The sequence below is a fragment of the Streptomyces sp. NRRL F-5727 genome (assembly GCF_000719555.1).
Lineage (GTDB): Bacteria > Actinomycetota > Actinomycetes > Streptomycetales > Streptomycetaceae > Streptomyces.
Window position 1 is genome coordinate 24675 of the sequence record NZ_JOGX01000048.1, and the last position, 24786, is coordinate 49460.

At 72.6% G+C, this 24786-nt stretch carries 19 protein-coding genes; 14 read left to right on the forward strand and 5 right to left on the reverse strand.

Annotation, left to right across the window (positions count from 1 at the left end):
* Window positions 1-35: 35 nt before the first annotated feature.
* A complete protein-coding gene (locus IF73_RS0127140) occupies window positions 36-458 on the reverse strand; it encodes a hypothetical protein (protein ID WP_031012638.1) in 423 nt (140 codons plus the stop codon).
* 203 nt (window positions 459-661) lie between these two features.
* On the opposite strand from IF73_RS0127140, the gene IF73_RS0127145 reads away from it, so the two are divergent.
* Window positions 662-2023, forward strand: coding sequence for a glutamine synthetase family protein (locus IF73_RS0127145; protein WP_031012640.1), 1362 nt, complete (start codon window positions 662-664; stop codon window positions 2021-2023).
* 61 nt (window positions 2024-2084) lie between these two features.
* A complete protein-coding gene (locus IF73_RS0127150; protein WP_031012642.1) occupies window positions 2085-2585 on the forward strand; it encodes a GNAT family N-acetyltransferase in 501 nt (166 codons plus the stop codon).
* An 11-nt stretch (window positions 2586-2596) separates the two neighbouring features.
* Here IF73_RS0127150 and IF73_RS0127155 read toward each other — a convergent pair whose 3' ends face one another.
* Window positions 2597-3028 carry a VOC family protein gene (locus IF73_RS0127155; RefSeq protein ID WP_031012644.1) on the reverse strand — a complete coding sequence of 144 codons (432 nt, stop codon included), beginning with the start codon at window positions 3026-3028 and terminating at the stop codon, window positions 2597-2599.
* A gap of 218 nt (window positions 3029-3246) precedes the next feature.
* On the opposite strand from IF73_RS0127155, the gene IF73_RS0127160 reads away from it, so the two are divergent.
* Together IF73_RS0127160 and IF73_RS0127165 are read left to right on the forward strand one after the other, a co-directional pair.
* Entirely contained in the window at window positions 3247-4530 is a 1284-nt protein-coding gene (locus IF73_RS0127160; protein ID WP_031012646.1) for a cytochrome P450, read from the forward strand.
* The gene (locus tag IF73_RS0127165) at window positions 4527-5780 is read left to right on the forward strand and encodes a cytochrome P450 family protein (protein WP_031012647.1); all 1254 of its coding nucleotides are present in this window, start codon (window positions 4527-4529) and stop codon (window positions 5778-5780) included. The genes IF73_RS0127160 and IF73_RS0127165 overlap by 4 nt, the downstream gene beginning before the upstream one ends.
* 23 nt (window positions 5781-5803) lie before the next feature.
* On the opposite strand, the gene IF73_RS0127170 is transcribed toward IF73_RS0127165, so the two are convergent.
* A complete protein-coding gene (locus IF73_RS0127170) occupies window positions 5804-7855 on the reverse strand; it encodes a PIG-L family deacetylase (RefSeq protein WP_324616107.1) in 2052 nt (683 codons plus the stop codon).
* 415 nt (window positions 7856-8270) lie between these two features.
* On the opposite strand from IF73_RS0127170, the gene IF73_RS0127175 reads away from it, so the two are divergent.
* From IF73_RS0127175 to IF73_RS0127190, 4 genes are all read left to right on the forward strand, one after another.
* Window positions 8271-11258, forward strand: coding sequence for a bifunctional [glutamine synthetase] adenylyltransferase/[glutamine synthetase]-adenylyl-L-tyrosine phosphorylase (locus IF73_RS0127175; RefSeq protein WP_031012650.1), 2988 nt, complete (start codon window positions 8271-8273; stop codon window positions 11256-11258).
* Between the two features lie 61 nt (window positions 11259-11319).
* On the forward strand, window positions 11320-12261 hold the full coding sequence (gene sigJ, locus IF73_RS0127180; RefSeq protein ID WP_031012652.1) for an RNA polymerase sigma factor SigJ: 942 nt from the start codon (window positions 11320-11322) through the stop codon (window positions 12259-12261).
* 129 nt (window positions 12262-12390) lie between these two features.
* Window positions 12391-13587 (forward strand): NAD(P)/FAD-dependent oxidoreductase, encoded by a 1197-nt coding sequence (locus IF73_RS0127185; RefSeq protein WP_031012654.1) that lies wholly within the window; start codon window positions 12391-12393, stop codon window positions 13585-13587.
* Window positions 13588-13687: 100 nt separating this feature from the next.
* Window positions 13688-14347, forward strand: a complete 660-nt coding sequence (locus tag IF73_RS0127190; protein WP_031012656.1) for an NADPH-dependent F420 reductase — start codon at window positions 13688-13690, stop codon at window positions 14345-14347.
* Here IF73_RS0127190 and IF73_RS38045 read toward each other — a convergent pair.
* Window positions 14331-15263: a phosphatase PAP2 family protein gene (locus IF73_RS38045; RefSeq protein WP_078868281.1), complete on the reverse strand. Its 933-nt coding sequence runs from the start codon at window positions 15261-15263 to the stop codon at window positions 14331-14333. The genes IF73_RS0127190 and IF73_RS38045 overlap by 17 nt on opposite strands.
* Window positions 15264-15360: 97 nt before the next feature.
* Window positions 15361-16383, reverse strand: coding sequence for a LacI family DNA-binding transcriptional regulator (locus IF73_RS0127200; protein ID WP_031012660.1), 1023 nt, complete (start codon window positions 16381-16383; stop codon window positions 15361-15363).
* A 402-nt stretch (window positions 16384-16785) separates the two neighbouring features.
* Here IF73_RS0127200 and IF73_RS0127205 point away from each other — a divergent pair, with 402 nt between their 5' ends.
* From IF73_RS0127205 to IF73_RS0127230, 6 genes are all read left to right on the forward strand, one after another.
* On the forward strand, window positions 16786-18063 hold the full coding sequence (locus tag IF73_RS0127205; RefSeq protein WP_031012662.1) for an extracellular solute-binding protein: 1278 nt from the start codon (window positions 16786-16788) through the stop codon (window positions 18061-18063).
* A gap of 19 nt (window positions 18064-18082) precedes the next feature.
* Window positions 18083-19096 (forward strand): carbohydrate ABC transporter permease, encoded by a 1014-nt coding sequence (locus tag IF73_RS0127210; RefSeq protein WP_031012665.1) that lies wholly within the window; start codon window positions 18083-18085, stop codon window positions 19094-19096.
* Window positions 19097-19122: 26 nt separating this feature from the next.
* Window positions 19123-19962 (forward strand): sugar ABC transporter permease, encoded by an 840-nt coding sequence (locus IF73_RS0127215; protein WP_031012667.1) that lies wholly within the window; start codon window positions 19123-19125, stop codon window positions 19960-19962.
* Between the two features lie 50 nt (window positions 19963-20012).
* Window positions 20013-21677 carry a glycoside hydrolase family 13 protein gene (locus IF73_RS0127220; protein ID WP_031012669.1) on the forward strand — a complete coding sequence of 555 codons (1665 nt, stop codon included), beginning with the start codon at window positions 20013-20015 and terminating at the stop codon, window positions 21675-21677.
* Window positions 21665-22732: a LacI family DNA-binding transcriptional regulator gene (locus IF73_RS0127225; RefSeq protein WP_078868282.1), complete on the forward strand. Its 1068-nt coding sequence runs from the start codon at window positions 21665-21667 to the stop codon at window positions 22730-22732. Before IF73_RS0127220 ends, IF73_RS0127225 begins: the two co-directional genes overlap by 13 nt.
* 141 nt (window positions 22733-22873) lie before the next feature.
* Window positions 22874-24589: a carbohydrate-binding module family 20 domain-containing protein gene (locus IF73_RS0127230; RefSeq protein ID WP_031012671.1), complete on the forward strand. Its 1716-nt coding sequence runs from the start codon at window positions 22874-22876 to the stop codon at window positions 24587-24589.
* The last annotated feature ends 197 nt before the right edge of the window (window positions 24590-24786 follow it).

Below are 24786 nucleotides of genomic sequence, written 5' to 3' on the forward strand. Positions count from 1 at the left end.
GGGGGGTGTCGTTCGATGGGGAGGCCGGGACCGGCCTAGGTCCGGAGAACCTGAAGGACGTGCAGGTCCGGGGCGCGTGGCCGGACCCCGGGACCCCCCGCCGCACCGTCGCCGGCGAGCGCGTCCACGCGCGGCAGCCGGTCCTCCGTGTGCAGCGGCGGATCGAGGGGCGGGGCGCTGAGCACCGCGGGGGAGAGCGAAGGGAAGAGGGAGCAGTCGCCCCGGTCGTACGGGCAGACGTACGCGGCCCGGCCGGGCCCCGGGACGGGGGTGGCGGCGGGGCCGGGGGACGCCGCGGCGGGCGCCGTGGCGGCCCGCTCGTGCCCCGGATGGCCGCCCGGCCCGCCCGGGCCGCTCCCCAGACAGACGAAGAGCGCGGCGAGGAGCGTCGCCACGGCACTCGCCAGTGCCATGGGACGCGCGTGCCGGTACGGGCGTTCGAGCCGCAGGGCTCCCATGGGCGCAGATCGTAGTGGGCGAGAGGGGTCCGTGGGCCGAACGGGGTACGACTTCCGGAGGTCCCCGGTTACCTGTGTCACACCCGGACAGGCAGTATGGGTGTGCAACGTGCGCGAAACCATGTGGTGGGATGCTCAGGTGCCCCCCGATGTACCCGAGGCGGTGGGAGCAGGCGGCCTGACCAGCGAGGATGGGTGTGGAAATGGACAAGCAGCAGGAATTCGTGCTCCGTACGCTCGAAGAGCGCGACATCCGCTTCGTGCGCCTCTGGTTCACCGACGTGCTCGGCTTCCTGAAGTCGGTCGCCGTCGCCCCCGCCGAGCTTGAGCAGGCGTTCGACGAGGGCATCGGCTTCGACGGCTCGGCGATCGAGGGGTTCGCGCGGGTCTACGAGTCCGACATGATCGCCAAGCCGGACCCGGGCACCTTCCAGATCCTGCCCTGGCGGGCCGAGGCGCCCGGCACGGCCCGGATGTTCTGCGACATCCTCATGCCGGACGGCTCCCCCTCCTTCGCCGACCCGCGCTTCGTCCTCAAGCGGGCCCTCGCCAAGGCGTCCGACCTCGGCTTCACCTTCTACACCCACCCCGAGATCGAGTTCTTCCTGCTGAAGGACAAGCCGCTCGACGGCTCCCGGCCCACCCCGGCCGACAACTCCGGCTACTTCGACCACACCCCGCAGAACGTGGGCATGGACTTCCGCCGCCAGGCCATCACCATGCTGGAGTCGATGGGCATCTCGGTCGAGTTCTCCCACCACGAGGGCGCCCCGGGCCAGCAGGAGATCGACCTCCGGTACGCGGACGCGCTCTCCACCGCCGACAACATCATGACCTTCCGCCTGGTCATGAAGCAGGTGGCGCTGGAGCAGGGCGTGCAGGCGACCTTCATGCCGAAGCCGTTCTCGGACTACCCGGGCTCGGGCATGCACACCCACCTCTCCCTCTTCGAGGGCGACCGGAACGCGTTCTACGAGTCGGGCGCCGAGTACCAGCTCTCCAAGGTGGGCCGCTCCTTCATCGCGGGCCTCCTCAGGCACGCGGGCGAGATCTCCGCCGTCACGAACCAGTGGGTCAACTCGTACAAGCGCATCTGGGGCGGCTCCTCCCGCACCGCCGGCTCGGGCGGCGAGGCCCCCTCGTACATCTGCTGGGGCCACAACAACCGCTCCGCGCTCATCCGGGTCCCCATGTACAAGCCCGGCAAGACCGGCTCCTCCCGCGTCGAGGTCCGCTCCATCGACTCCGGCGCCAACCCCTACCTGACCTACGCGGTCCTGCTCGCGGCCGGCCTCAAGGGCATCGAGGAGGGCTACGAGCTCCCCGCCGGCGCCGACGACGACGTCTGGGCGCTCTCCGACTCCGAGCGCCGCGCGATGGGCATCGAGCCCCTGCCGCAGAACCTCGGCGAGGCCATCGCCCTCATGGAGAAGTCCGAACTGGTCGCGGAGACCCTCGGCGAGCACGTCTTCGACTTCTTCCTGAGGAACAAGAAGCAGGAGTGGGAGGAGTACCGCTCCGAGGTCACCGCCTTCGAGCTGCGGAAGAACCTGCCGGTCCTCTGACCGCCGGTGCGCGCCGGAATCCCCTTGCCCCCGGGCGGGGGGATTCCCCAGACTGCCCCGCGTGAAGATCGAACCCGTCGCCACCGGGCGGCTGCTCCTGCATCCCCTGACCGTCCCCGAGGGGGAGCGGATCGCCGCCCGGGAGCCCCTGCCGGAGGACCGGTGGGCCGAGGGGTATCCGGGGGTGGGCGACCTCGCCTCCGTGAACGCGCTGCTGCGGCGGTGTGCCGAGGACGGGGACCCGGGGGCGTACCGGACGTATCAGATACGGCTGCGGGAGGGCGGGCTCGTCGTCGGCGGGATCGGCTTCCACGGGCCGCCCGGGCCGGACGGGGCCGTGATCGTGGGGTACGGGATCGTGCCGGGGGAGCGGGGGAAGGGGTACGCCTCCGAGGCGCTCGCGGCGGTGATCGGCATCGCCCGGGAGGCGGGGGCCGCCGTGCTGCGGGGCGACGCCGATCCCGCCAACGTCCTCTCCCACCGGGTGATGGAGCGGGCCGGGATGCGGCGCGTGGGGGAGGGGGACGGTCTGGTGCGGTTCCTGGTGGAGCTGGGGCGGTAGCGCCCCGCCCCTCAGCGTTCCGACAGTTCCGAGGGCGCTTCCTGGACCACCCAGCCGTTGCCGTCCGGGTCCTCGAAGGAGAGGAAGGAGTTCCAGGTGTCGCCCTTGCCCTCCTCCCAGCCGTTCGGGCCGACGTGCATCACCGGGGAGACGTCGACGCCCGTCTCGACGAGCGCGGCCCGGGCCGCCTCGATGTCGGTGACGCACAGCTGGAGGCCGTGCAGGCTGCCCGGGGCCGTCGTCTTCGTGCCGGGCATCGGCGGCATGCCGGAGAGCAGGGCGACGGAGCAGCGGGAGCCCGGCGGGGTCAGCTGGATGATCCGCATCCCGGGGGCGACCTCGTCGTCCAGGTCGACGGCGAAGCCGCACCGCTCGGCGTAGAACTCCTTGGCCCGGTCCAGGTCGGTGACGGGGACGGGGACGACTTCCAGTGTCCAGTTCATGGGACCACCGTCCCGCACCCCACCGCCCCGCGCCGCGTCGACACCCGTCGACCTGACGGAAAATCATCTTCCCTCCGCCCAAATGACCTGATCTTGCCGTTCGGAGAACGAGATAGATCGGCATCGACCGTTCCGGCGTCACGCAACCTCCCTATAGTGACCACGCGTTGGCCGCATCGGCCGTGCCGACCCCGGGTACGCCACAGGAGACAGGACTGATGACGCGCACCTCCACCGCCGGATCCGCACCCGATCCGGCCCGCCCGTCCGGGTGCCCCGCCGCCGTCCCGCTCTCCGGACCCGGCTTCCAGATCGACCCCCAGGCCGTCTACCGGGCCATGCGGCGCGACCACGGCTCGGTCGTCCCGGTCGAACTCCCGGGCGGCTTCCCCGCCTGGCTGGTCGTCGGCTACCGCGAGCTCCACCAGGTCACCAGCGACCCCGAGCTGTTCCCCCGGGACGTCTCCCTGTGGAACCAGTGGCCGCACGTCCCCGCCGACTGGCCGCTGCTCCCGATGGTCGGACAGCCGGTGCCCTCCATCTACTTCACGGCCGGCGAGGAACACCGGCGCCACGTCCGGATGGTGGTGCCGGCCCTGGAGGCCGTCGACCCCTTCGAGATCCGCGGCCACTGCGAGCAGCTGGCGGACCGGCTGATCGACGAGTTCTGCGGCCGTGGCACCGCCGACCTGGTCGCCGCCTTCTGCGAGCCCTTCCCGGTCCTCGTCCTCGCCCGGCTCGTCGGCTTCCCCGACGACGAAGGCGCCGACATCGCCCGGGTGCTGAAGGACCTCGCCGACGGCGGCCCGGAGGCGCAGGCCGCGCACCAGAAGTTCGGCGAGCACATGGCCCGGCTGGTCGCCGCCAAGCGCGCCGAGCCCGGTGACGACGTCACCAGCCGGATGCTGGCGCACCCCGAGGAGTTCACCGACGAGGAGTACATGCTCGACCTGATGGCCATCACGGCCGCGGGTCACCTCACCACCGCGGACTGGATCGGCAACTCCGTCCGGCTGATGCTCACCGAGGACGAGTTCGCCGACTCCATGGCCCGCGGCCGCCGCAGCGTCCCCGACGCCATGACCGAGGTGCTCTGGGAGGAGGGCCCCACCCAGATCCTGGCCGGCCGCTGGCCCGTCCGGGACACCCGCCTCGGCGACCGCCTGGTCAAGGCCGGCGACCTGCTGCTGCTCGGCCTCGGCGCCGCCAACACCGACCCGCTGATCCGCCAGGGCGCCCCCGGCGACGACCCCTCCCGGCGCGGCGGCAGCGGCGCCCACCTGGCCTTCAGCCACGGCGAGTACCGCTGCCCGTTCCCCGCCCAGGAGATCGCCGAGATCATCGCCAGGACCGGCATCGAGGTCCTGCTCGACCGGCTGCCCGACCTCGAACTCGCCGTCCCCGAGGAGGAACTGGTCCGCCGCCCGTCCGCCTTCCTGCGCGGCACCACCGCCCTGCCCGTCCGGTTCACCCCCGTCCCCACGACAGGAGACCTCTCGTGACCTGCCCGCACGCCGCCGCCCAGGCCGCAGCCGCCGGTGCCCCCGTCGTCATCGACCCGATGGTCCAGGACCTCGACGGCGAGACCGACCGGATCCGCGCGGCGGGACCGCTGGCCCGCATCGAGCTGCTCGGCGTGCCCGCCTGGGCCGTCACCCGCCACGCCGACGCCCGGCGCCTCCTGGTCGACACCCGGCTGGTCAAGGACCTGAACGCGTGGAGCCTGTGGACGAACGGGACCGTCACCCACGCCTGGCCGCTCATCGGCATGATCGACGCCGGCCGGTCCATGTTCACCGTCGACGGCGACGAGCACCGCCGGCTGCGCGCCAAGACCTCCCAGGCGCTCACCCCGCGCCGCCTGGAGGCGATCCGCCCCGACATCGAGAAGTTCACCGCCGAACTCCTCGACGCCCTGGAGGAGGCCGGCCGGGACGGCGCCGTCGTCGACCTCAAGGCCCTCTTCGCGCAGCCGCTGCCCATGCGGGTCGTCGGCATGCTGATGGGCGTCGACCCGCAGGCGAACGCGATGCTCACCCGGCAGTACAAGAAGTTCTTCTCGATGCTCACCCCGCAGGAGGAGCGGCTCGCCCTCCTCGCCGAGCTCGACGTCTTCTACACGGACCTCGTCCGCGCCAAGACCGCCGTGCCCACCGACGACCTGACCTCCGCGCTGATCCTCGCCGACGAGGGCGGGGAGCCGCTCACCGAGGAGGAGGTCGTCGGCAACCTCAAGGCGATGGTCGCCGCCGGCCACGAGACCACCATCGGCCTCGTCCTCAACGCCGTGCGCGCCCTCCTCGCCCACCCCGACCAGCTCCGCATGGTGCTCGCCGGCGAGGTCTCCTGGGACGCGGTGATCGAGGAGACCCTGCGCTTCGACACCCCCACCACCCACCTGCTGATGCGCTTCGCCACCGAGGACGTCCAGGTCGGCGACGCGGTGATCCCGAAGGGCGACGGCGTGGTCATCTCGTACCGGGTGATCGGCCGCGACCCCGAGCAGCACGGCCCGGACGCCGACACCTTCGACATCACCCGCCCCGCGCCCATCCGGCACATGACCTTCGGCCACGGCCCGCACATCTGCCCCGGCGCGGCGCTCTCCCGCGTCGAGGCGGGCATCGCCCTCCCCGCCCTCTTCGCCCGCTTCCCGAACCTGCGGCTCGCCGTCCCGGACGAGGAGCTCCGCAAGCTCCCCGTGATGACCCAGAACGACCTGGAGTCCTTCCCGGTCCTCCTCGACGCCTAGGGCCTGTCTGAGCCCCGCGGGGGTCAGGCGCGCGGGCTGGGCGCCGGGCCGGTCGTCCAGTGCAGCCGGCCGTCCTGGCCGAGCGCGGCCACCCCGCCCGGGCCCGCCGCCGGGGCGCCGGCCAGCGGGAAGTCGGAGAGGCGCCAGGTGCCGCCGCCCGGGACCGGGGCCACCGCGAGCCGGCCCGTACGGGACCGGACCGCGACCAGTCCGTCCGCCGCGCTGACCGGGCCGAAGCCCGCGATGCCGCCGGACGGCGGGGCGACCGGGGCCAGCCGGGCGGTGCCCGTGAAGTCCGTCGCCCGCGGCTCGCCGGTGGCGGGCACCCGGGACCACAGCCGGATGCCGTCGCCGGTCGGCGCCGGGCCCGCGCTCAGCGCGAGCGTCGTCGCCGGCAGGCCCGTCGGCAGCGGCCCGGCCACCGGGCCGCCGTCCGACGCGCCGGTCCACATCAGGACCGAGCGCGGGGTGCCCGCGAAGACGTACGTGCGTCCCCGGGCGTCGGTCGCCGCCACCGGGTCGCCGTGCAGGTCCGCCCCGCCCAGGGCCCGCCACGGACCCCAGGCGCCGCCCGGCGTCCGCTCCCGCCCCACCAGCCGGTGGTCGCCGTCGCGCAGGAAGAGCGAGACCCGCCCCGTGCCGTCCACGGTCACCGCGGGCGCGCTGATGTCCGGCGTCCGGTCGGCCTCGTCCCGCTTCCCGGGCGTGCCCAGCGACCGCCACGCCCCGAACGGGCCGCCCGGCGCGGTCTGCTCCACCGTGACGACCTCGCGCCGGTAGCCGGCCGGGCCCTCGAAGGAGGTCCGGGTCGAGAAGACCGCGATCCGCCCGTCCGGCAGCCGCACCGAACCGACCCCGCCGTCCAGACCGCCGCCCGGCAGCAGCTCCGGTCCCTTCCAGGCGCCGCCGGGCGCCCGGTGCCAGGTCGCGAGCCGCCCGTCCTGGACGCCGAAGGCCAGCAGACCGCCGTCCGCGGCCGGCTGCAGCCACCCGGTCGACGAGCCGCGCGCGTACCGCACGGTCCCCGTCCAGCCGCGCCCGCTCGGCCGGCCCGACGCCTTCAGGTCGCCGCACCCCGCCGGGCTGCCGCAGTCCTCCCCGTCCAGCCAGGCGTACGTCTTCAGGCTGCGCAGCTTCTCCTCGGCGGTCCGGCTGTCCAGCGCCCGGGGCAGGTCCGTGTTGGGGTAGCCCATGTAGCTCTGCACGCCGACCCGCGGGTGCCCGGGCCGCTCCGCGTACCGGGCCAGCGCCGCCTGCACGAACCGCGCCCCGTAGGCGTGGTCCTGGTGGTCCCGCAGCCGGCCGGTGTGCTCGTCGGTGCCCGGCGTCGGGTCCAGGGTGCGCACGAAGGTCGGCCGGAAGCGGTCGAGCAGCCCTGTCAGCGTCGCGACGACCTGCTCCTTGGAGTACGCGAAGTCCGCGGCGACCGGCGTCCCCGAGGAGAGCTGCGAGCCGAGCGCCGGGATCCGGCCGTGCCAGAGGCCCCGCAGGCTCACCGGGCGGTCTCCGGAGGTCGAGCCCGCCTCGCGCAGCTGGAGCCAGACCAGCCGCACCTCGGGCCGGGCGCGCAGGGTGTCCAGCTCGGCCGCGCCGCCGCCGGCCGTGGGGATCACGGTCCGGTCCCAGGCGCTCGTGCGGTCGCCGGTGGCCATCTCGGCGTATGCGGCGCGGATGCCGTTCTGCCGGGCCTCGGCGAAGGCCGGCTTGTCCGGCGCGGTCACGGCGGCGGCCCGCCCGGCACGGGCGTTGACACCGTTCGACTCGCCCGCCGTCAGGTACACGGTGGTCAGCGGGGCCCGGTCGGCCAGCGACTGCGCGGTGTCCGGGTTCATGAAGTACAGGTCGTCGTCCGGGTGGGAGACGAACTGCACCACGGACAGCGGCGCGGCGGTACGGGCCTCCCGGGCGGTGCCCCGGACCGGGTCGCCGACGGGCTTCCGCACCGGCGCGGCGGCCGGGGTCCGCGCCTCCGGCGGGACGGTGGCGGCGTGGGCCGGCGCCTGCTCGCCGGAGGTCGCCGTCAGCACGCCCGCGAGGGTGCCGCCGGTCAGCACGGCGACCGTGGCCGCGGTCACGACGGACCGGCGGTGACGGAAGGGGCGTATGAGGCGGGAGGGGCGGCGGACGGGCATGGCGGGGGAGTGCTTTCTACCTGGGCGACGGGGGCGCGTCGGGACGGGCGACGGCGGTTCGCGACGGCGGCGGCGACGGGACGAACGACTCACATGGGTACAGGGCCGGAGCAGCCGACAGGTTCCGAAAACGGCCCGATGTGCCCGACGTCACGTGTGATCCGTACCGGATCCGGGCAGACGAGCAGCGTTTTCAGCCACCCCCCGAACCCGCCGACTGCCCCTGCCGGCGCCACCCCCCGAACCCGCCGACCGTCCCCGCCGGGGCCACCCGCCGCAGCCCGTCGGGCACGCCCCGTCCGCCCGGTGCGGATAGGCTCGATCCGTTGGGCGTGCGGGGCTGGAGGGAGCGGCGGAGATGACGGTGCCGGGGCGCAGGAGCAGTACGTTCACACGGCTGCTGCGGCACGGGTTCACCGATCCGTCCGGGGCCGAGCGGCTGCTCGACCTGCCCGAGCTCGCCGCGCTCCGCGGCGACCCGGTCCTCCTCGACGCGCTGGGCGCCACCGCCGACCCCGACCTCGCCCTGCGCGGCCTGGTGCGGCTGGTCGAGGCCCAGCCCGAGACCGAGCGGTCCACGCTCACCACCACCCTGCTCTCCGCCAAGCCGTTCCGGGACCGGCTGCTCGGCGTCCTCGGCGCCTCCGAGGCGCTCGCCGACCACCTCGCCCGGCACCCGGGGGACTGGGAGACCCTGGTCACCTACGAGGCGGCCGACCTGCACCCCGGGGTCACCGAGTTCGAGCGCGGCCTCGCCGAGGCGACCGACCCGGTGTCGCTCCGGGTCGCCTACCGCCGCTGCCTCCTCGGGATAGCGGCCCGGGACGTCTGCGGCACCACCGACGTCGCCCAGACCGCCGCCGAGCTGGCCGACCTGGCCACCGCCACCCTGCGGGCCGCCCTCGCCATCGCCCGGGCGGCCGAACCCGCCGACGCCGCCCAGTGCCGGCTCGCCGTGATCGCCATGGGCAAGTGCGGCGGCCACGAGCTCAACTACGTCTCCGACGTGGACGTGATCTTCGTCGGGGAGCCGGTGGAGGGCGCCGACGAGGCCAAGGCGCTCCAGGCCGCCACCCGGCTCGCCTCCCACCTCATGCGGATCTGCTCCGAGACCACCGTCGAGGGCACCATCTGGCCCGTCGACGCCAACCTGCGCCCCGAGGGCCGCAACGGCCCGCTCGTCCGCACCCTCTCCTCGCACCTCGCCTACTACCAGCGCTGGGCGAAGACCTGGGAGTTCCAGGCGCTCCTCAAGGCGCGGCCGGTGGCCGGCGACCCCGAGCTGGGCAGCGCCTACGTCGACGCCGTCTCCCCGATGGTCTGGCAGGCCGCCGAGCGCGAGAACTTCGTCACCGACGTGCAGGCCATGCGCCGCCGGGTCGTCGACAACATCCCCGTCGCCCAGGTCGACCGCGAGCTGAAGCTCGGCCCCGGCGGCCTGCGGGACGTCGAGTTCGCCGTCCAGCTCCTCCAGCTGGTGCACGGCCGCAGCGACGCCACCCTGCACAGCGGCTCCACCCTGGACGCGCTCGCCGCCCTCGCCGCCGGCGGCTACGTCGGCCGCGCCGACGCGGCCCAGCTCGACGAGGCGTACCGCTTCCTGCGCGCGATGGAGCACCGCATCCAGCTGTACCGGCTGCGCCGCACCCACCTCGTCCCCGAGGGCGACGAGGACCTGCGCCGCCTCGGCCGCTCGCTCGGCCTGCGCACCGACCCCGTCGCCGAGCTGAACAAGGAGTGGCGGCGACACGCCTCCGTCGTCCGCCGGCTGCACGAGAAGATCTTCTACCGGCCGCTGCTCGACGCCGTCGCCCAGCTCGCCCCCGGCGAGATCCGGCTCAGCCCCAAGGCGGCCGGCCAGCGCCTCGAAGCCCTCGGGTACGCCGACCCCGCCGCCGCCCTGCGCCACCTGGAGGCGCTGGCCTCCGGCGTCAGCCGCAAGGCCGCCATCCAGCGGACCCTGCTCCCGGTGCTGCTCGGCTGGTTCGCCGACTCCGCCGACCCGGACGCCGGCCTCCTCGGCTTCCGGAAGGTCTCCGACGCCCTCGGCAAGACCCCCTGGTACCTGCGGCTGCTGCGCGACGAGGGCGCGGCCGCCGAGAACCTCGCCCGGGTCCTCTCGGCCGGCCGGCTCGCCCCCGACCTGCTGCTCCGCGCCCCCGAGGCGGTCGCCATACTCGGCGACCCCGAGGGGCTGAAGCCGCGCGGCCGGGACCACCTGGAGCAGGAGGTCCTCGCCGCCGTGGGCCGCGCGGACGACGCCGAGCAGGGCGTCGCCGCCGCCCGCGGGGTGCGCCGCCGCGAGCTGTTCCGCACCGCCGCCGCCGACCTCATCGACGCGTACGGCACCGAGGACAGCCCCCGCACCTCCGACCCGGGCGCCCTCGTCGACCGGGTCGGCCAGGCCGTCACCGACCTCAACGCCGCCACCCTCGCCGGCGCCCTGCGGGCCGCCGTCCGCGCCGAGTGGGGCGACGAGCTCCCCACCCGCTTCGCGGTCATCGGCATGGGCCGCTTCGGCGGCCACGAACTCGGCTACGGCTCCGACGCCGACGTCCTCTTCGTGCACGAGCCGCGCCCCGGTGTCGACGACCAGGAGGCCGCCAAGGCCGCCAACCGGGTCGTCACCGAGATGCGCCGGCTCCTCCAGCTCCCCACCACCGACCCGCCGCTGCTGATCGACGCGGACCTGCGCCCCGAGGGCAGGAGCGGCCCCATGGTCCGCACCCTCGCCTCCTATCAGGCGTACTACCGCCGCTGGTCGCTCGTCTGGGAGTCACAGGCCCTGCTCCGCGCCGCCCCCATGGCCGGCGACCCCGAGCTGGGGCAGCGGTTCATCGAGCTGGTCGACCCGCTCCGCTACCCCGCCGAGGGACTCGGCGAGGACGCGGTCCGCGAGATCCGCCGCCTCAAGGCCCGCATGGAGTCCGAGCGGCTGCCGCGCGGCGCCGACCCCACCCTCCACGCCAAGCTCGGCCGCGGCGGCCTCAGCGACGTCGAATGGACCGTCCAGCTGCTCCAGATGCGGCACGGCTGGGCCGAACCGGGCCTGCGCACCACCCCCACCCGGGCCGCGCTCTCCGCCGCCCACGCCGCCGGCCTGATCGCGACGGAGGAGGCGCAGACCCTCGACGAGGCATGGGTCCTGGCCACCCGGGTGCGCAACGCGGTCATGCTCGTCCGCGGCCGCCCGGGCGACACCTTCCCCTCCGAGCCGCGCGAACTGGCCGCCGTCGGCCGCTACTTGGGCTACGGCCCGGGCCATGTCGGCGAGATGGTCGACGACTACCGCCGGATCACCCGGCGGGCCCGCGCGGTCGTCGACGAACTCTTCTACGGCGCCTGACAGTTGGGCCGGTCCGGCGGCCGGGGCTGCCGGCTCCCGGCCGGCCCGATACGATCGCGGCATGGCCCTGCTCATGAGTGACGTGGACCGGTTCGAGAAGGCGCGGCCCCGCCTGGAGGCCATCGCCTACCGGCTGCTCGGCTCCTCGGCCGAGGCCGAGGACGCCGTCCAGGAGACCTACCTCCGCTGGCAGGCCGCCGACACCGGGCGCATCGAGGTGCCCGAGGCGTGGCTGACGAAGGTCCTCACCAACTACTGCCTCAACCAGCTCACCTCGGCCCGCGCCCGCCGCGAGACCTATGTGGGCCAGTGGCTGCCCGAACCGCTGCTCGCCGGCGACCCCATGCTCGGCCCCGCCGACACCGCCGAACAGCGCGAGTCCGTCTCGTACGCCGTCCTCGTCCTCCTGGAGCGCCTGGCGCCGGCCGAGCGCGCGGTGTACGTGCTGCGCGAGGCGTTCGGCTATCCGCACCGGGAGATCGCCGAGATCCTCGACATCAGCGAGGCGGCCAGCCAGCAGATCCTCCACCGCGCCAAGAAGCACGTCGCCGCGGGCCGGGCCCGCACCGAGATCGACGGGGCCGCCGCCCGCAGGATCGTCGAGGAGTTCCTGGCCGCCGCCACCAGCGGCCGTACCGAACCCCTCATCCAGCTGCTCACCCAGGATGCCGTCGCCGCCGGCGACGGCGGTGGCAAGGTCCCCGCCCGGGCGAGCGCCTTCGAGGGCGCGAAGGCGGTCGCGACCTTCCTGCGCGGCCTGTTCAAGCCGGCCCCGGCCAAGCGGGCCCTGGTCGGCGGCGTCCCGGACCTCTACGCCGGCACCGCCAACGGCGAGCCCGCGATCATCGTGGTCGTGGAGGGCCGGGTCGTCGGGATCTCCTGCCTGGAGGTCACCCCGGACGGCATCGTCGCCGTCCGCAGCCAGGTGAACCCGGACAAGCTGCACCGGGCCACCGAGCGCTGGGCCGCCGAGGAGCGCGGGACCCCGCTGTACAGCCTCTGACACTCCTCTCGGGGGGTGTGACGCAGGTCACATCAGGATCCTGTCAGGGAACGCGGGGCCGTCCGGTTCAAGGTGCGAAGCCACGCCGGAGAGAAACGGCGCGGACCCCGCGCAGACAGGAGCACGGTCATGCAGCACCGCATCGTCGTCCTCGGAGCCGGCTACACCGGAGCCGTCGCCGCCGGCCGCCTCGCCAGGCGGCTGCACCGCGACGACGTGAGCATCACCCTCGTCAACCCCGAGCCCGACTTCGTCGAGCGCGTCCGCCTGCACCAGCTCGCGGCCGGCCAGGACCTCACCCCCCGCCCCTTCGGCGAGCTGTTCGCCGGCACCGGCGTCGAGCTGCGGCTCGCCCGGGTCGCCGCCGTCGACGCCGACCGCAAGGCGGTCACCCTGGACACCGGCGCGGGACACGAGGAGCTCGCGTACGACTCCCTGGTCTACGCCCTCGGCAGCGGCTGGAACCACGGGGACGTCCCCGGTGTCGCCGACCACGCCCACGAGCTGGCGAGCCGCCCCGGCGCCCTCCGGCTCCGCGCCCGGCTGGCCGAGCTGGCGGCGGGCGGGACCGTGGTGGTGGTCGGCGGCGGGCTGACCGGCCTGGAGGCCGTGACCGAGATCGCCGAGAGCCGCCCCGACCTCGACGTGGCCCTGGTCGCGCGGGGCGCCCTCGGCGACTGGCTCTCCGAGAAGGGCCGCGCCCACCTGCGGAAGGTCACGGCCGGGCTGGGCATCACCGTCCACGAGCACCAGGCGGTCGCCGAGGTGGCCGCCGACCGGCTGACCACCGCCGACGGCACGGTCGTCCCGGCCGACGTCACCGTCTGGACCACCGGCTTCGCCGTCCACCCCCTCGCCGAGGGCACCGGCCTGGAGCTGGCCGCCGACGGCCGGATCGTCGTCGACGCCACCATGCGCTCGGTCTCCCACCCCGACGTCTACGCGATCGGCGACGCGGCGACGGCCGTCGGCCCGGGCGGCAAGCCGCTCCGGATGTCCTGCGCCTCCGGCGTCCCCATGGCCTGGCAGGCCGCCGACGCCCTCGCCGCCCGGCTCGCCGGCGTCACGGTGCCCGAGGTCTCCATCCGCTACTTCCAGCAGTGCGTCTCGCTGGGCCGCGGGGAGGGCCTGATCCAGTTCGTCACCGCGGACGACGGGACCAAGGAGAAGGCCCTCACCGGCCGCCTCGCCGCCCGCTACAAGGAGATCATCTGCAAGGGCGCCGCCTGGGGCGTCGCCCACCCGACCCTCGGCCTGCCCACCCGCCGCCGGCGTGTGGTCCGGCAGGAGACCGCGGCCCCGGTCCGCGAAGAGGCCGTCGCCTGAACGGATCGGCGGAAGCCGTCCCTCCATGAATCACGGGCCCGTAGGGTCGGGCCCGGACGACGATGTCCGGACGGATGGACGGATGGACGGAGTGCAGGGGATGAGGATCGCAGTACTGGGCACGGGCGAGGTCGGCCGGAGACTCGCCACCGCCTTCGCCGGGCTCGGCCACCAGGTCGGGCTCGGCTCCCGCACGGCCGACAACGCCGAGGCCGTGAAGTGGGCCGAGGAGCATCCCGGCGCGGCCCACGGCACCTTCGCCGACGTCACCGAGGACGCCGAGGTGGTCGTCAACGCCACCGGCGGACTCGTCTCGCTCGCCGCCCTGACGGCGGCCGGCGCCGACGGGCTGCGCGGCAAGGTGGTGGTCGACGTCTCCAACCCGCTCGACTTCTCCGAGGGCTTCCCGCCGAAGGTCGTGACCTTCGACGGCCTCAGCCTCGCCGAGCGGATCCAGGCCGAGTTCCCCGGGGCCCGTGTCGTGAAGACGCTCAACACCATGACCAACACGGTGATGGTCGAGCCCGGCCGGGTCCCCGGCGACCACGTGGTCTTCGTCGGCGGCGACGACGAGGCCGCCAAGGCCGTCGTCACCGGACTGCTGGGCGGGCTCGGCTGGCCGGCCGCCCGGATCGTCGACCTCGGCGACCTGACCAGCGCCCGCGCCACCGAGCAGCTGATGCCGCTCTGGCTGCGCCTCTACGGTGCGCTGGGCACCGGCGACTTCAACTTCGCCGTCTGCGTCAGCGGCCGGAGCTGACCCGCTCCTCGCGGTCGGCCGTCCCGGGCGCGTCCGTCGCCTTCCCGGGCGCGTCCGTCCCCTTCGCGGGGGCGGACGCCGCCGGTTCGGCCACCGTCAGCGGCTCGACCTGCTTCGACAGGCGGTGCGGCCAGGTGCCGTACCAGCAGTAGGCGACGAGGAAGCCGAAGCCGAGGCAGATCATGCCGCCCACGGCGTCCAGCCAGAAGTGGTTGGCGGTCGCGACGATCACGACCAGGGTGGCCGCCGGGTAGAGCAGCCCGAGGATCCTGGCCCACGGCGCCCTGGCCAGGAAGAAGATGGTCAGCCCGCACCAGAGCGACCAGCCGATGTGCATCGACGGCATCGCCGCGTACTGGTTCGACATGTGCTTGAGGTCGCCCGAGGCCATCGAGCCCCAGGTGTGGTGCACCAGCACGGTGTCGATGAAGTCCTTGCTCTCCATCAGCCGGGGCGGCGCGAGCGGGTACAGGTAGTAGCCGACCAGGGCCACGGCGGTGGTGGCGAAGAGGACCGTGCGGAACGCGGCGTAACGGCCCGGCTGCCATCGGTACAGCCACACGAGCACACCGATGGTGACGATGAAGTGCAGCGTCGCGTAGTAGTAGTTCATCGTCACGATGAGCCATGTCACCGAGTTCACGGCGTGGTTGACCGCGTGCTCGAAGGCGAGGCCGAGGGACTCCTCGGTCCGCCAGATCCAGTCCGCGTTCCGCAGCGCCTCGGCCTTCTGCTCCGGCACCGCGTTGCGGATCAGCGAGTACACCCAGTAGCTGACGGCGATCAGCAGCAGTTCGAACCAGATGCGGGGCCGCCGGGGGCTGCGCGCACGCAGCCACGCCCACCGGCCGTCGGCCACGATGGGTGACGACGGGGTCGTCCGGTCGTCCAAACTCTTCACGGTCGTTTCACCCATAGGCAGAGAGTTTGCCAGATCCACGCCCCCCGACCGATCATCCCTCGGTCGGGTGTACGGCGCACCCTCTCCGTCTGAAGGACGAGATACCCGGGTACTACGGAGCGGACGGCGCCGAGGCCGTGGAGCCGCGGACCACCAGCTCCGGCATGAAGACGAACTCCGAGTGCGGGGCCGGGGTGCCGCCGACCTCCTCCAGGAGGGCGCGGACCGCCGCCTGCCCCATCGCCTGCACGGGCTGCCGGATGGTGGTGAGCGGCGGATCGGTGAAGGCTATGAGGGGCGAGTCGTCGAAGCCGACGACGGAGACGTCCCTGGGCACGTCGAGGCCCTGCTGCCGGGCCGCCCGGATCGCGCCGAGCGCCATCATGTCCGAGGCGCAGACGATCGCCGTGCAGCCCCGGGAGATCAGGGCGGACGCCGCCGCCTGGCCGCCCTCCAGGGTGTAGAGGGAGTGCTGGATCAGCTCCTCGGACTCCTCCGGGGTGAGACCGAGGCGGTCCCGCATCCCCTTCTGGAAGCCCTCGATCTTGCGGAGCACCGGCACGAACCGCTTCGGTCCGACGGCCAGCCCGATCCGGGTGTGGCCGAGGGCGGCGAGGTGGGTGACCGCCAGCTGCATCGCGGCCCGGTCGTCGGGGGAGACGAAGGGCGCCTGCACCTTGGGGGAGAAGCCGTTGATGAGGACGTAGGGGACGCCCTTGCCGCGCAGCTGGTCGTAGCGGGAGGTGTCCGCCGTGGTGTCGGCGTGCAGACCGGAGACGAAGATGATGCCGGAGACCCCGCGCTCCACCAGCATGTCGGTGAGCTCGTCCTCGGTGGACCCGCCGGGGGTCTGGGTGGCGAGCACCGGGGTGTAGCCCTGGCGGGTCAGGGCCTGCCCGATGACCTGCGCGAGCGCCGGGAAGATGGGGTTGTCCAGTTCGGGGGTGATCAGCCCGACCAGGCCGGCGCTGCGCTGGCGCAGCCGTACCGGTCGCTCGTAGCCGAGCACGTCGAGGGCGGCAAGGACGGATTCACGGGTGGCCGTGGCCACACCGGGCTTGCCGTTGAGCACGCGGCTGACTGTGGCTTCACTGACCCCCGCCTGGGCTGCGATGTCGGCGAGCCGCGCGGTCATGACAGTGGACTGTACCGGTCACAGCGCGTATTGCCCACCGGTCCGGCGGTGGCCACCGGATGCAAGGCCGCTCGCAAGGTCTTGCAGTTCTTGCGGTGCGATACGCGGGGTGGTTGAGGCGGAACAGACCGTTCCGATCCTGGCGGAAGGTTCCCTCACGCGGCAGATATCGGACGAAGGGGCGGAAGGAGCCCCTCCGGGCCGCTGTCAAGCGGCCCGACGGCAACCTTCGGGACACGTGGATGTAACGATCCCCGTTCCTTGCAGAAATTTCACGCAAGGTCTTTCGGCTCGTTTTCATCCCTGTTACGTTCCTGGCAACCCGGAGCGCCGCGAGGGAGCGGTCGCAATGAGGAAGGTTCCAGCCCCTCGTCTCCCCGGGATCATGTTGAAGGAGTTCACATGCGGCGTGGCATAGCGGCCACCGCGCTGGTCGCGGCCCTGGGCGTCACCCTGGCGGCGTGCGGCGGGAGCGACAGCGGTTCCACCGGCGGCTCGAAGAGCTCGGGCGAGCTCTCCGGCACCGTGACCTGGTGGGACACCTCCACGGTCGGCTCCGAGGACAAGGTCTTCAAGAAGCTCGCCGAGGGTTTCACCAAGAAGCACCCGAAGGTCACGGTCAAGTACGTGAACGTGCCCTTCGGTGAGGCGCAGAACAAGTTCAAGAACGCCGCGCAGTCCGGCTCCGGTGCCCCCGACGTGATCCGCTCCGAGGTCGCCTGGACCCCCGAGTTCGCCGACCTCGGCTACCTCGCCCCGCTGGACGGCACCCCCGCGCTGAAGAACCAGGACGACTTCCTGGCCCAGGCCGCCGCCTCCACCAAGTACAACGGCAAGACCTACGCCGTCCCGCAGGTCATCGACTCCATGGGGCTCTTCTACAACAAGAAGATCTTCAAGGAGGCGGGCGTCGAGGCTCCGAAGAACATCGCCGAGCTGAAGACCGTCGCCGCCAAGATCAAGGAGAAGACCGGCAAGACCGGCCTGTACCTCCGCGGCGACGACGCGTACTGGTTCCTCTCGTTCCTGTACGGCGAGGGCGGCAACATGGTCGACGCCGAGAACAAGACGATCACCATCGACAACGAGGCCGGCGTCAAGGCGTTCAAGACGGTCAAGGACCTCGTCGACTCGAAGGCCGCGATCACCGACGCGACCAACGGCTGGGACAACATGCAGGCCGCCTTCAAGGACGGCAAGGTCGCGATGATGATCAACGGCCCGTGGGCGCTGGCCGACACGTACGCCGGCAAGGAGTTCGCCGACAAGGCGAACCTCGGCATCGCCCCGGTCCCGGCCGGTTCCGCCGGCCAGGGCGCCCCGCAGGGCGGCCACAACCTCGCCGTCTACGCCGGCTCCAAGAACCTGGACGCCTCCTACGCCTTCGCCGAGTACATGTCCTCGGCCGAGTCCCAGGCCCAGGTCACCAAGGAGCTGAGCCTCCTCCCGACCCGCCAGTCCGTCTACCTGCAGTCGGAGGTCGCGGGCAACGAGAAGGTCGGCTTCTTCAAGCCGGCCGTCGAGAAGGCCGTCGAGCGCCCCTGGATCCCGGAGGGCGGCAGCCTCTTCGCGCCGCTGGTCACCGAGTACACCAAGGTCCTGACCGGCCAGACCACCCCGGAGAAGGGTGCGAAGACGGTCGGCGACGGCTACCGCAAGCTCCTGAAGGACTGGAAGTAAGAGGAAGGCTGACCGGCTGATGGCTGTGGACACTCCCAGCCAGTCGGTGGCGAAGGCCGCGGGCGACCACGTCGCCCGCGGCCGGAGCCGCGGGACTGGACCGAAGCGGCGGGCACCGAAGCGCTCCCTCGCCACCCACTGGTACGCCTGGGCGATGGTCGCGCCCGTGGTGATCGTGATCGCCGTGATCATCGGTTACCCCCTGGGTCGCGGCATCTACCTGTCGCTGACCGACGCCAACGAGCGCAACGTCGCGCGCAGCATCGGCGTCAACGAGATCCCGGCCACCTACGAGTTCGTCGGCCTCGACAACTACGTCGACGCGATCACCGGCAGCCAGTTCCTCGCCACCCTGGGCTGGACGGTCGTCTGGACCGTCTCCTGCGTGGCGATCACGTTCGCCCTCGGTCTGGCCCTGGCGAACATCCTCAACCGGAAGATCGCCGGCCGCTCCTTCTACCGGATGATGCTGATCCTGCCCTGGGCGGTCCCCGGCTTCGTCTCGGTCTTCGCCTGGCGCTTCCTCTACGACGAGCGTCGCGGCATGCTCAACCAGATCCTCTCCGGCGTCGGCCTCGACGCCGTCCCGTGGCTGAACGACCCGCTGATCGCCAAGGTCTCCGTCATCGCGGTCAACGTCTGGCTCGGCGTCCCGTTCATGATGGTGGCCCTCCTCGGCGGGCTCCAGTCCATCCCCGGCGAGCTCTACGAGGCCGCCGAGATGGACGGCGCCAACGCCTGGCAGCGCTTCCGGCACATCACCATGCCGGGGCTGCGGTCCGTCTCCACGACGGTGGTCCTCCTCTCCACCATCTGGACCTTCAACATGTTCCCGGTGATCTTCCTGCTCACCCGGGGCGGACCGGGCGAGGCGACGCAGATCCTCGTCACCCAGGCGTACAAGTTCTCCTTCGAGATCAGCCCGCGCGACTTCGCCCAGTCGTCCACCTGGGGCGTCCTGATCCTGGTGATCCTGATGATCTTCGCCGCGTTCTACCGGCGTGTCCTCCGCAAGCAGGGAGAAGTCTGGTGACCGCCACGACCCCCACCGCCCGGACCATGAACGCCCCGGTCCGCGGCCGCCGCTCGCCGCTCTCCTCCGCGGCGCTGCACCTCACCCTGATCGTCGCCTCCGTGATCGCCGTCTTCCCGGTGCTCTGGGTCCTGCTGACCTCGCTCAAGCCGGCGAAGTACGCGAGCACCACGGACTTCTTCAAGGAGACGACGTTCGAGAACTACACGAACCTGCTGCGGGACACCCCGTTCCTCACCTGGTTCGGCAACTCGCTCCTCGTCGCCGCGCTCACCACCGTCGTCGGCGTCTTCATCTCCGCCACCACCGGCTACGCGGTCAGCCGCTTCCGCTTCCCCGGCAAGCGCGGAATCATGTGGACCCTGCTCGTCACCCAGATGTTCCCGGTCGCCGTCCTCATCGTGCCGATCTACAACATCATGTCGTCGATGGGCCTGCTCAACGAGCCGGCCGGCCTGGTCATCACCTACCTGACCATCGCCGTCCCGTTCTGCGCCTGGATGATGAAGGGCTTCTTCGACGGCATCCCGCGCGAGATCGACGAGTCGGGATACGTCGACGGGCTCACCCCCTTCGGCACCTTCTGGCGGCTGATCCTGCCGCTCGCCAAGCCGGGCATCGCCGTGACCGCCTTCTACTCCTTCATCACCGCCTGGGGCGAGGTCGCCTACGCCTCCGCCTTCATGGTCGGCGACGAGAACCTGACGCTCGCCGGCGGTCTGCAGAAGTTCGTCAACCAGTACGGGGCCCAGTGGGGCCCGATGACGGCGGCCTCCGTCCTCATCGCCATCCCCGCGGCCCTGGTGTTCCTCTTCGCCCAGCGCCACCTCGTCACCGGCATGTCCGCCGGTGCCGTCAAGGGCTGACGGCCCTGAGCACCGAACCCGTACGCCCCTCCTTACCTCCCAGGGAAGACATGACCCAGCATCTCGCCGCCCCCGCCGCCGCCTCCACCACCGGCACCGACACGGGCTGGTGGAGAGAAGCGGTGATCTACCAGGTCTACCCGCGCAGCTTCGCCGACGGCAACGGCGACGGCATGGGCGACCTGGTGGGCATCCGCAGCCGGCTCCCGTACCTCAAGGAGCTCGGCGTCGACGCCGTCTGGCTCTCCCCCTTCTACGCCTCCCCGCAGGCCGACGCCGGGTACGACGTCGCCGACTACCGGGCCATCGACCCGATGTTCGGCTCGCTGCTCGACGCCGACGCCCTGATCCGCGAGGCCCACGACCTGGGCCTGCGCATCATCGTCGACCTGGTCCCGAACCACTCCTCCGACCAGCACGAGTGGTTCCAGCGCGCCCTGCGCGAGGGCCCCGGCTCCCCGCTCCGCGAGCGCTACCACTTCCGTCCCGGCAAGGGCGAGAACGGCGAACTCCCGCCCAACGACTGGGAGTCCATCTTCGGCGGCCCCGCCTGGACCCGGGTGGAGGACGGCGAGTGGTACCTGCACCTCTTCGCGCCCGAGCAGCCCGACTTCAACTGGGAACACCCCGCCGTCCGCGACGAGTTCCGCTCGATCCTGCGCTTCTGGCTCGACATGGGCGTCGACGGCTTCCGCGTCGACGTCGCCCACGGCCTGGTCAAGGCCGCCGGCCTGCCCGACATCGGCGCCCACGACCAGCTGAAGCTGCTCGGCAACGACGTCATGCCCTTCTTCGACCAGGACGGCGTGCACGAGATCTACCGCTCCTGGCGCCAGATCCTCGCCGAGTACGACGGCGAGCGCGTCCTCGTCGCCGAGGCGTGGACCCCGACCGTCGACCGCACCGCCAACTACGTGCGCGCCGACGAGATGCACCAGGCGTTCAACTTCCAGTACCTGGGCACCCACTGGGACGCGGCGGAACTGCGCACCGTGATCGACGCCTCGCTGGAGGCGATGCGCACCGTCGGCGCCCCCACCACCTGGGTGCTCTCCAACCACGACGTCACCCGGCACGCCACCCGCTTCGCCAACCCGGCGGGCCTCGGCACCCAGCTGCGCACCCCCGGCGACCGCGAACTCGGTCTGCGCCGGGCCCGCGCCGCGACCCTGCTGATGCTGGCGCTGCCCGGCTCCGCGTACGTCTACCAGGGCGAGGAGCTCGGCCTCCCGGACGTCACCGACCTGCCCGACGAGGTCCGCCAGGACCCGTCCTTCTGGCGGGCCAGCGGCCAGGACGGCTACCGCGACGGCTGCCGGGTGCCGATCCCGTGGACCGTCGAGGGCTCCTCGTACGGCTTCGGCGACGGCGGCTCCTGGCTGCCGCAGCCGGCCGCCTGGGGCGGGCTGAGCGTCGAGGCGCAGACCGGCGACCCCGGTTCCACCCTGGAGCTGTACCGCAGCGCGCTCGCCGTACGGCGCGAGCGCCCCGAACTCGGTGCGGGCGAGGCCGTGGAGTGGCTGGAGGCACCCGAGGGTGTGCTCTCCTTCCGCCGCGACGGCTTCGTCTGCACCGCCAACACCACCGGCCGGGCCATCACCGTCCCGCTGCCCGGCCGGTATCTGCTCGGCAACGACGAGGTCCGCGTCGTCTCCGCCGATGGCGAGGACACCGCGGAGATCCCCGCCGACACCACCGTCTGGTGGGCGGTGTGACGATCCCCCCGCCGCGGGGCACCGGCAACGGCGCCCCGCGGCTCGCGGACATCGCGGCCCAGTCCGGAGTCAGCGAGGCCACCGTCAGCCGCGTCCTCAACGGCAAGGCGGGGGTGGCCGGCGCGACCCGGCACAAGGTGCTCGCCGCGCTCGACGTGCTCGGCTACGAGCGCCCGGTGCGGCTCCGGCGCCGCAGCGCGGGTCTGGTCGGGCTCGTGGTGCCCGAGCTGACCAACCCGATCTTCCCGGCCTTCGCGCAGGTCGTCGAACAGGTCCTGGCCGGGCACGGCTACACGCCCGTGCTCTGCACCCAGATGCCCGGCGGCGCCACCGAGGACGAGCTGGTCGACCAGCTGGTCGAGCGCGGGGTGGCCGGCATCGTCTTCCTCTCCGGGCTGCACGCGGACGCCTCCGCCGACCCGGCGCGGTACGCCCGGCTGACCGAGCGGGGGGTGCCGTACGTCCTCATCAACGGCTACCACGAGCGGATCGACGCCACCTTCGTCTCCCCGGACGACCGGGCCGCGGCCCGGATGGCCGTGCGGCACCTGGCCGAGCTCGGGCACGAGCGGATCGGCCTCGCCACCGGCCCCACCCGGTACGTGCCCTCGCGCCGCAAGGCGGAGGGCTTCGCCGCCGAGCTGTACGAGATGCTGGGCATCGAGCGGGCGGACGCCGAACGCTTCGTGCGGCCCACCCTGTTCGGCGTCGAGGGCGGGCACGCGGCCGCCGAGATCCTGCTCGACCAGGGCTGTACGGGCATCGTCTGCGGCTCCGACCTGATGGCGCTCGGCGTCGTCCGGGCGGCCCGCGCCCGCGGCCTCGACGTGCCCGGGGACGTCTCCGTCGTCGGCTTCGACGACTCCCCGCTGATCGCCTTCACCGACCCGCCGCTGACCACCGTGCGCCAGCCCGTGCAGGCCATGGCGACGGCGGCCGTCGGCGCGCTCCTGGAGGAGATCGAGGGCAGCCCCGTGCAGCGCACGGAGTTCGTCTTCCAGCCGGAGCTCGTCGTGCGCGGGTCCACCGCGCAGCCGCCGCAACGCCTTGCGTAATCCCTTGCGAAGGGCGTGCCGGAAGTCTTGACCGCACGCCTGTACGCCCCTACGGTCGCGGCTGAAAACAGTTGCTGAGAGTTTCGGCAACTTCTTGCGAACAGCTCTCGCACGCGACAGGGACGTCGTACAGGAGGAAGCATGGCAAGAAAGACCGTGGCCGCTGCACTCGCCCTCGTGGCGGGAGCCGCTGCGGCCGTCACGGTGAACGCCCCGGCCCAGGCCACCCCGCCGGGGACGAAGGACGTCACCGCGGTGATGTTCGAGTGGAACTTCGCCTCGGTGGCCCGGGAGTGCACCGACCGCCTGGGCCCGGCCGGCTACGGCTACGTGCAGGTCTCCCCGCCCCAGGAGCACCTCCAGGGCGGCCAGTGGTGGACCTCGTACCAGCCCGTCAGCTACAAGATCGCCGGCCGGCTCGGGGACCGCACCGCCTTCAAGAACATGATCGACACCTGCCACGCGGCCGGTGTGAAGGTGGTCGCGGACTCCGTCATCAACCACATGGCGAACGGCTCCGGCACCGGAACGGGCGGGACCCCGTTCTCCAAGTACGACTACCCGGGCCTCTACTCCGGCTCCGACATGGACGACTGCCGGTCCGCGATCTCCAACTACCAGGACCGGGCGAACGTCCAGAACTGCGAACTGGTCCAGCTCCCCGACCTCGACACCGGCGAGGAGTACGTCCGCGGGAAGATAGCCGGCTACCTCAACGACCTCCTGTCGCTGGGCGTCGACGGCTTCCGCGTCGACGCCGCCAAGCACATGCCGGCCGCCGACCTCGCCGCCGTCAAGGCCAAGCTGACCAACCCGAACGCCTACTGGAAGCTGGAGGCCATCCACGGCGCCGGCGAGGCCGTCTCCCCGAGCGAGTACCTCGGCAGCGGCGACGTCCAGGAGTTCCGCTACGCCCGCGACCTCAAGCGGGTCCTCCAGAACGAGAAGCTCGCCTACCTGAAGAACTTCGGCGAGGCGTGGGGCTACATGCCCTCCGGCCAGTCCGGCGTCTTCGTCGACAACCACGACACCGAGCGCGGCGGCGACACCCTCAGCTACAAGGACGGCGCGAACTACACCCTCGCCTCCGTCTTCATGCTCGCCTGGCCCTACGGCTCCCCGGACGTCCACTCCGGCTACGAGTGGACCGACAAGGACGCCGGCCCGCCGAACGGCGGCCGGGTGAACGCCTGCTACGCCGACGGCTGGAAGTGCCAGCACGCCTGGCGCGAGATCTCCTCCATGGTCGCCTTCCGCAACACCGCCCGCGGCGAGGCCGTCTCGAACTGGTGGGACAACGGCAACAACGCCATCGCGTTCGGCCGCGGCTCCAAGGCGTACGTGGCGATCAACCACGAGTCCTCCGCCCTCTCCCGCACCTTCCAGACCTCCCTCCCGGCCGGCACCTACTGCGACGTGCAGTCGAACACCGCCGTGACGGTCAACGCCTCCGGCCAGTTCACCGCCACCCTCGGCGCCAACACCGCCCTCGCCCTGCACACCGGGGCCATGAGCTGCGGCGGCGGCACCACCCCCACCACCGCGCCGACCACGCCCCCCGCCACCAGCGGCGCCTCCTTCAACGTCACCGCCACCACGGTGACCGGCCAGAACATCTACGTCGTCGGCAACCGCGCCGAGCTCGGCAACTGGGCCCCCGCCGCCGCCCTCAAGCTCGACCCGGCCACCTACCCCGTGTGGAAGCTGGCCGTGAACCTGCCCGCCGGAACGGCCTTCGAGTACAAGTACATCCGCAAGGACGCGGCCGGGAACGTCACCTGGGAGTCCGGCGCCAACCGCACCGCGACCGTCCCCGCCTCCGGCCAGGTCGTCCTGAACGACACCTTCCGCAGCTGAGCCGAGCTGCCTGAGCCGAGCCGAGCCTCCTCCCTCCGCAGGGCCGCCCCGACCGGGGCGGCCCCCTCTTCCCGTACCTCCAGGGAGCACCCCGTGATACCCAAGAGAACGGCCGTGGCGCTCGCCGCCGCCCTGTGCGCGGCCCTCGTGCCCGCCCTCCCCGCCACCAGCGGCGCCTCCTTCAACGTCACCGCCAC

Bases quoted from the DNA above. Each gene is read 5' to 3' on its own strand.
- IF73_RS0127140 (WP_031012638.1), bottom strand. From the start codon at position 458: ATGGGAGCCCTGCGGCTCGAACGCCCGTACCGGCACGCGCGTCCCATG.
- IF73_RS0127145 (WP_031012640.1), top strand. From the start codon at position 662: ATGGACAAGCAGCAGGAATTCGTGCTCCGTACGCTCGAAGAGCGCGAC.
- IF73_RS0127155 (WP_031012644.1), bottom strand. From the start codon at position 3,028: ATGAACTGGACACTGGAAGTCGTCCCCGTCCCCGTCACCGACCTGGAC.
- IF73_RS0127160 (WP_031012646.1), top strand. From the start codon at position 3,247: ATGACGCGCACCTCCACCGCCGGATCCGCACCCGATCCGGCCCGCCCG.
- IF73_RS0127175 (WP_031012650.1), top strand. From the start codon at position 8,271: ATGACGGTGCCGGGGCGCAGGAGCAGTACGTTCACACGGCTGCTGCGG.
- sigJ (WP_031012652.1), top strand. From the start codon at position 11,320: ATGGCCCTGCTCATGAGTGACGTGGACCGGTTCGAGAAGGCGCGGCCC.
- IF73_RS0127185 (WP_031012654.1), top strand. From the start codon at position 12,391: ATGCAGCACCGCATCGTCGTCCTCGGAGCCGGCTACACCGGAGCCGTC.
- IF73_RS0127190 (WP_031012656.1), top strand. From the start codon at position 13,688: ATGAGGATCGCAGTACTGGGCACGGGCGAGGTCGGCCGGAGACTCGCC.
- IF73_RS38045 (WP_078868281.1), bottom strand. From the start codon at position 15,263: ATGGGTGAAACGACCGTGAAGAGTTTGGACGACCGGACGACCCCGTCG.
- IF73_RS0127200 (WP_031012660.1), bottom strand. From the start codon at position 16,383: ATGACCGCGCGGCTCGCCGACATCGCAGCCCAGGCGGGGGTCAGTGAA.
- IF73_RS0127205 (WP_031012662.1), top strand. From the start codon at position 16,786: ATGCGGCGTGGCATAGCGGCCACCGCGCTGGTCGCGGCCCTGGGCGTC.
- IF73_RS0127210 (WP_031012665.1), top strand. From the start codon at position 18,083: ATGGCTGTGGACACTCCCAGCCAGTCGGTGGCGAAGGCCGCGGGCGAC.
- IF73_RS0127215 (WP_031012667.1), top strand. From the start codon at position 19,123: ATGAACGCCCCGGTCCGCGGCCGCCGCTCGCCGCTCTCCTCCGCGGCG.
- IF73_RS0127220 (WP_031012669.1), top strand. From the start codon at position 20,013: ATGACCCAGCATCTCGCCGCCCCCGCCGCCGCCTCCACCACCGGCACC.
- IF73_RS0127230 (WP_031012671.1), top strand. From the start codon at position 22,874: ATGGCAAGAAAGACCGTGGCCGCTGCACTCGCCCTCGTGGCGGGAGCC.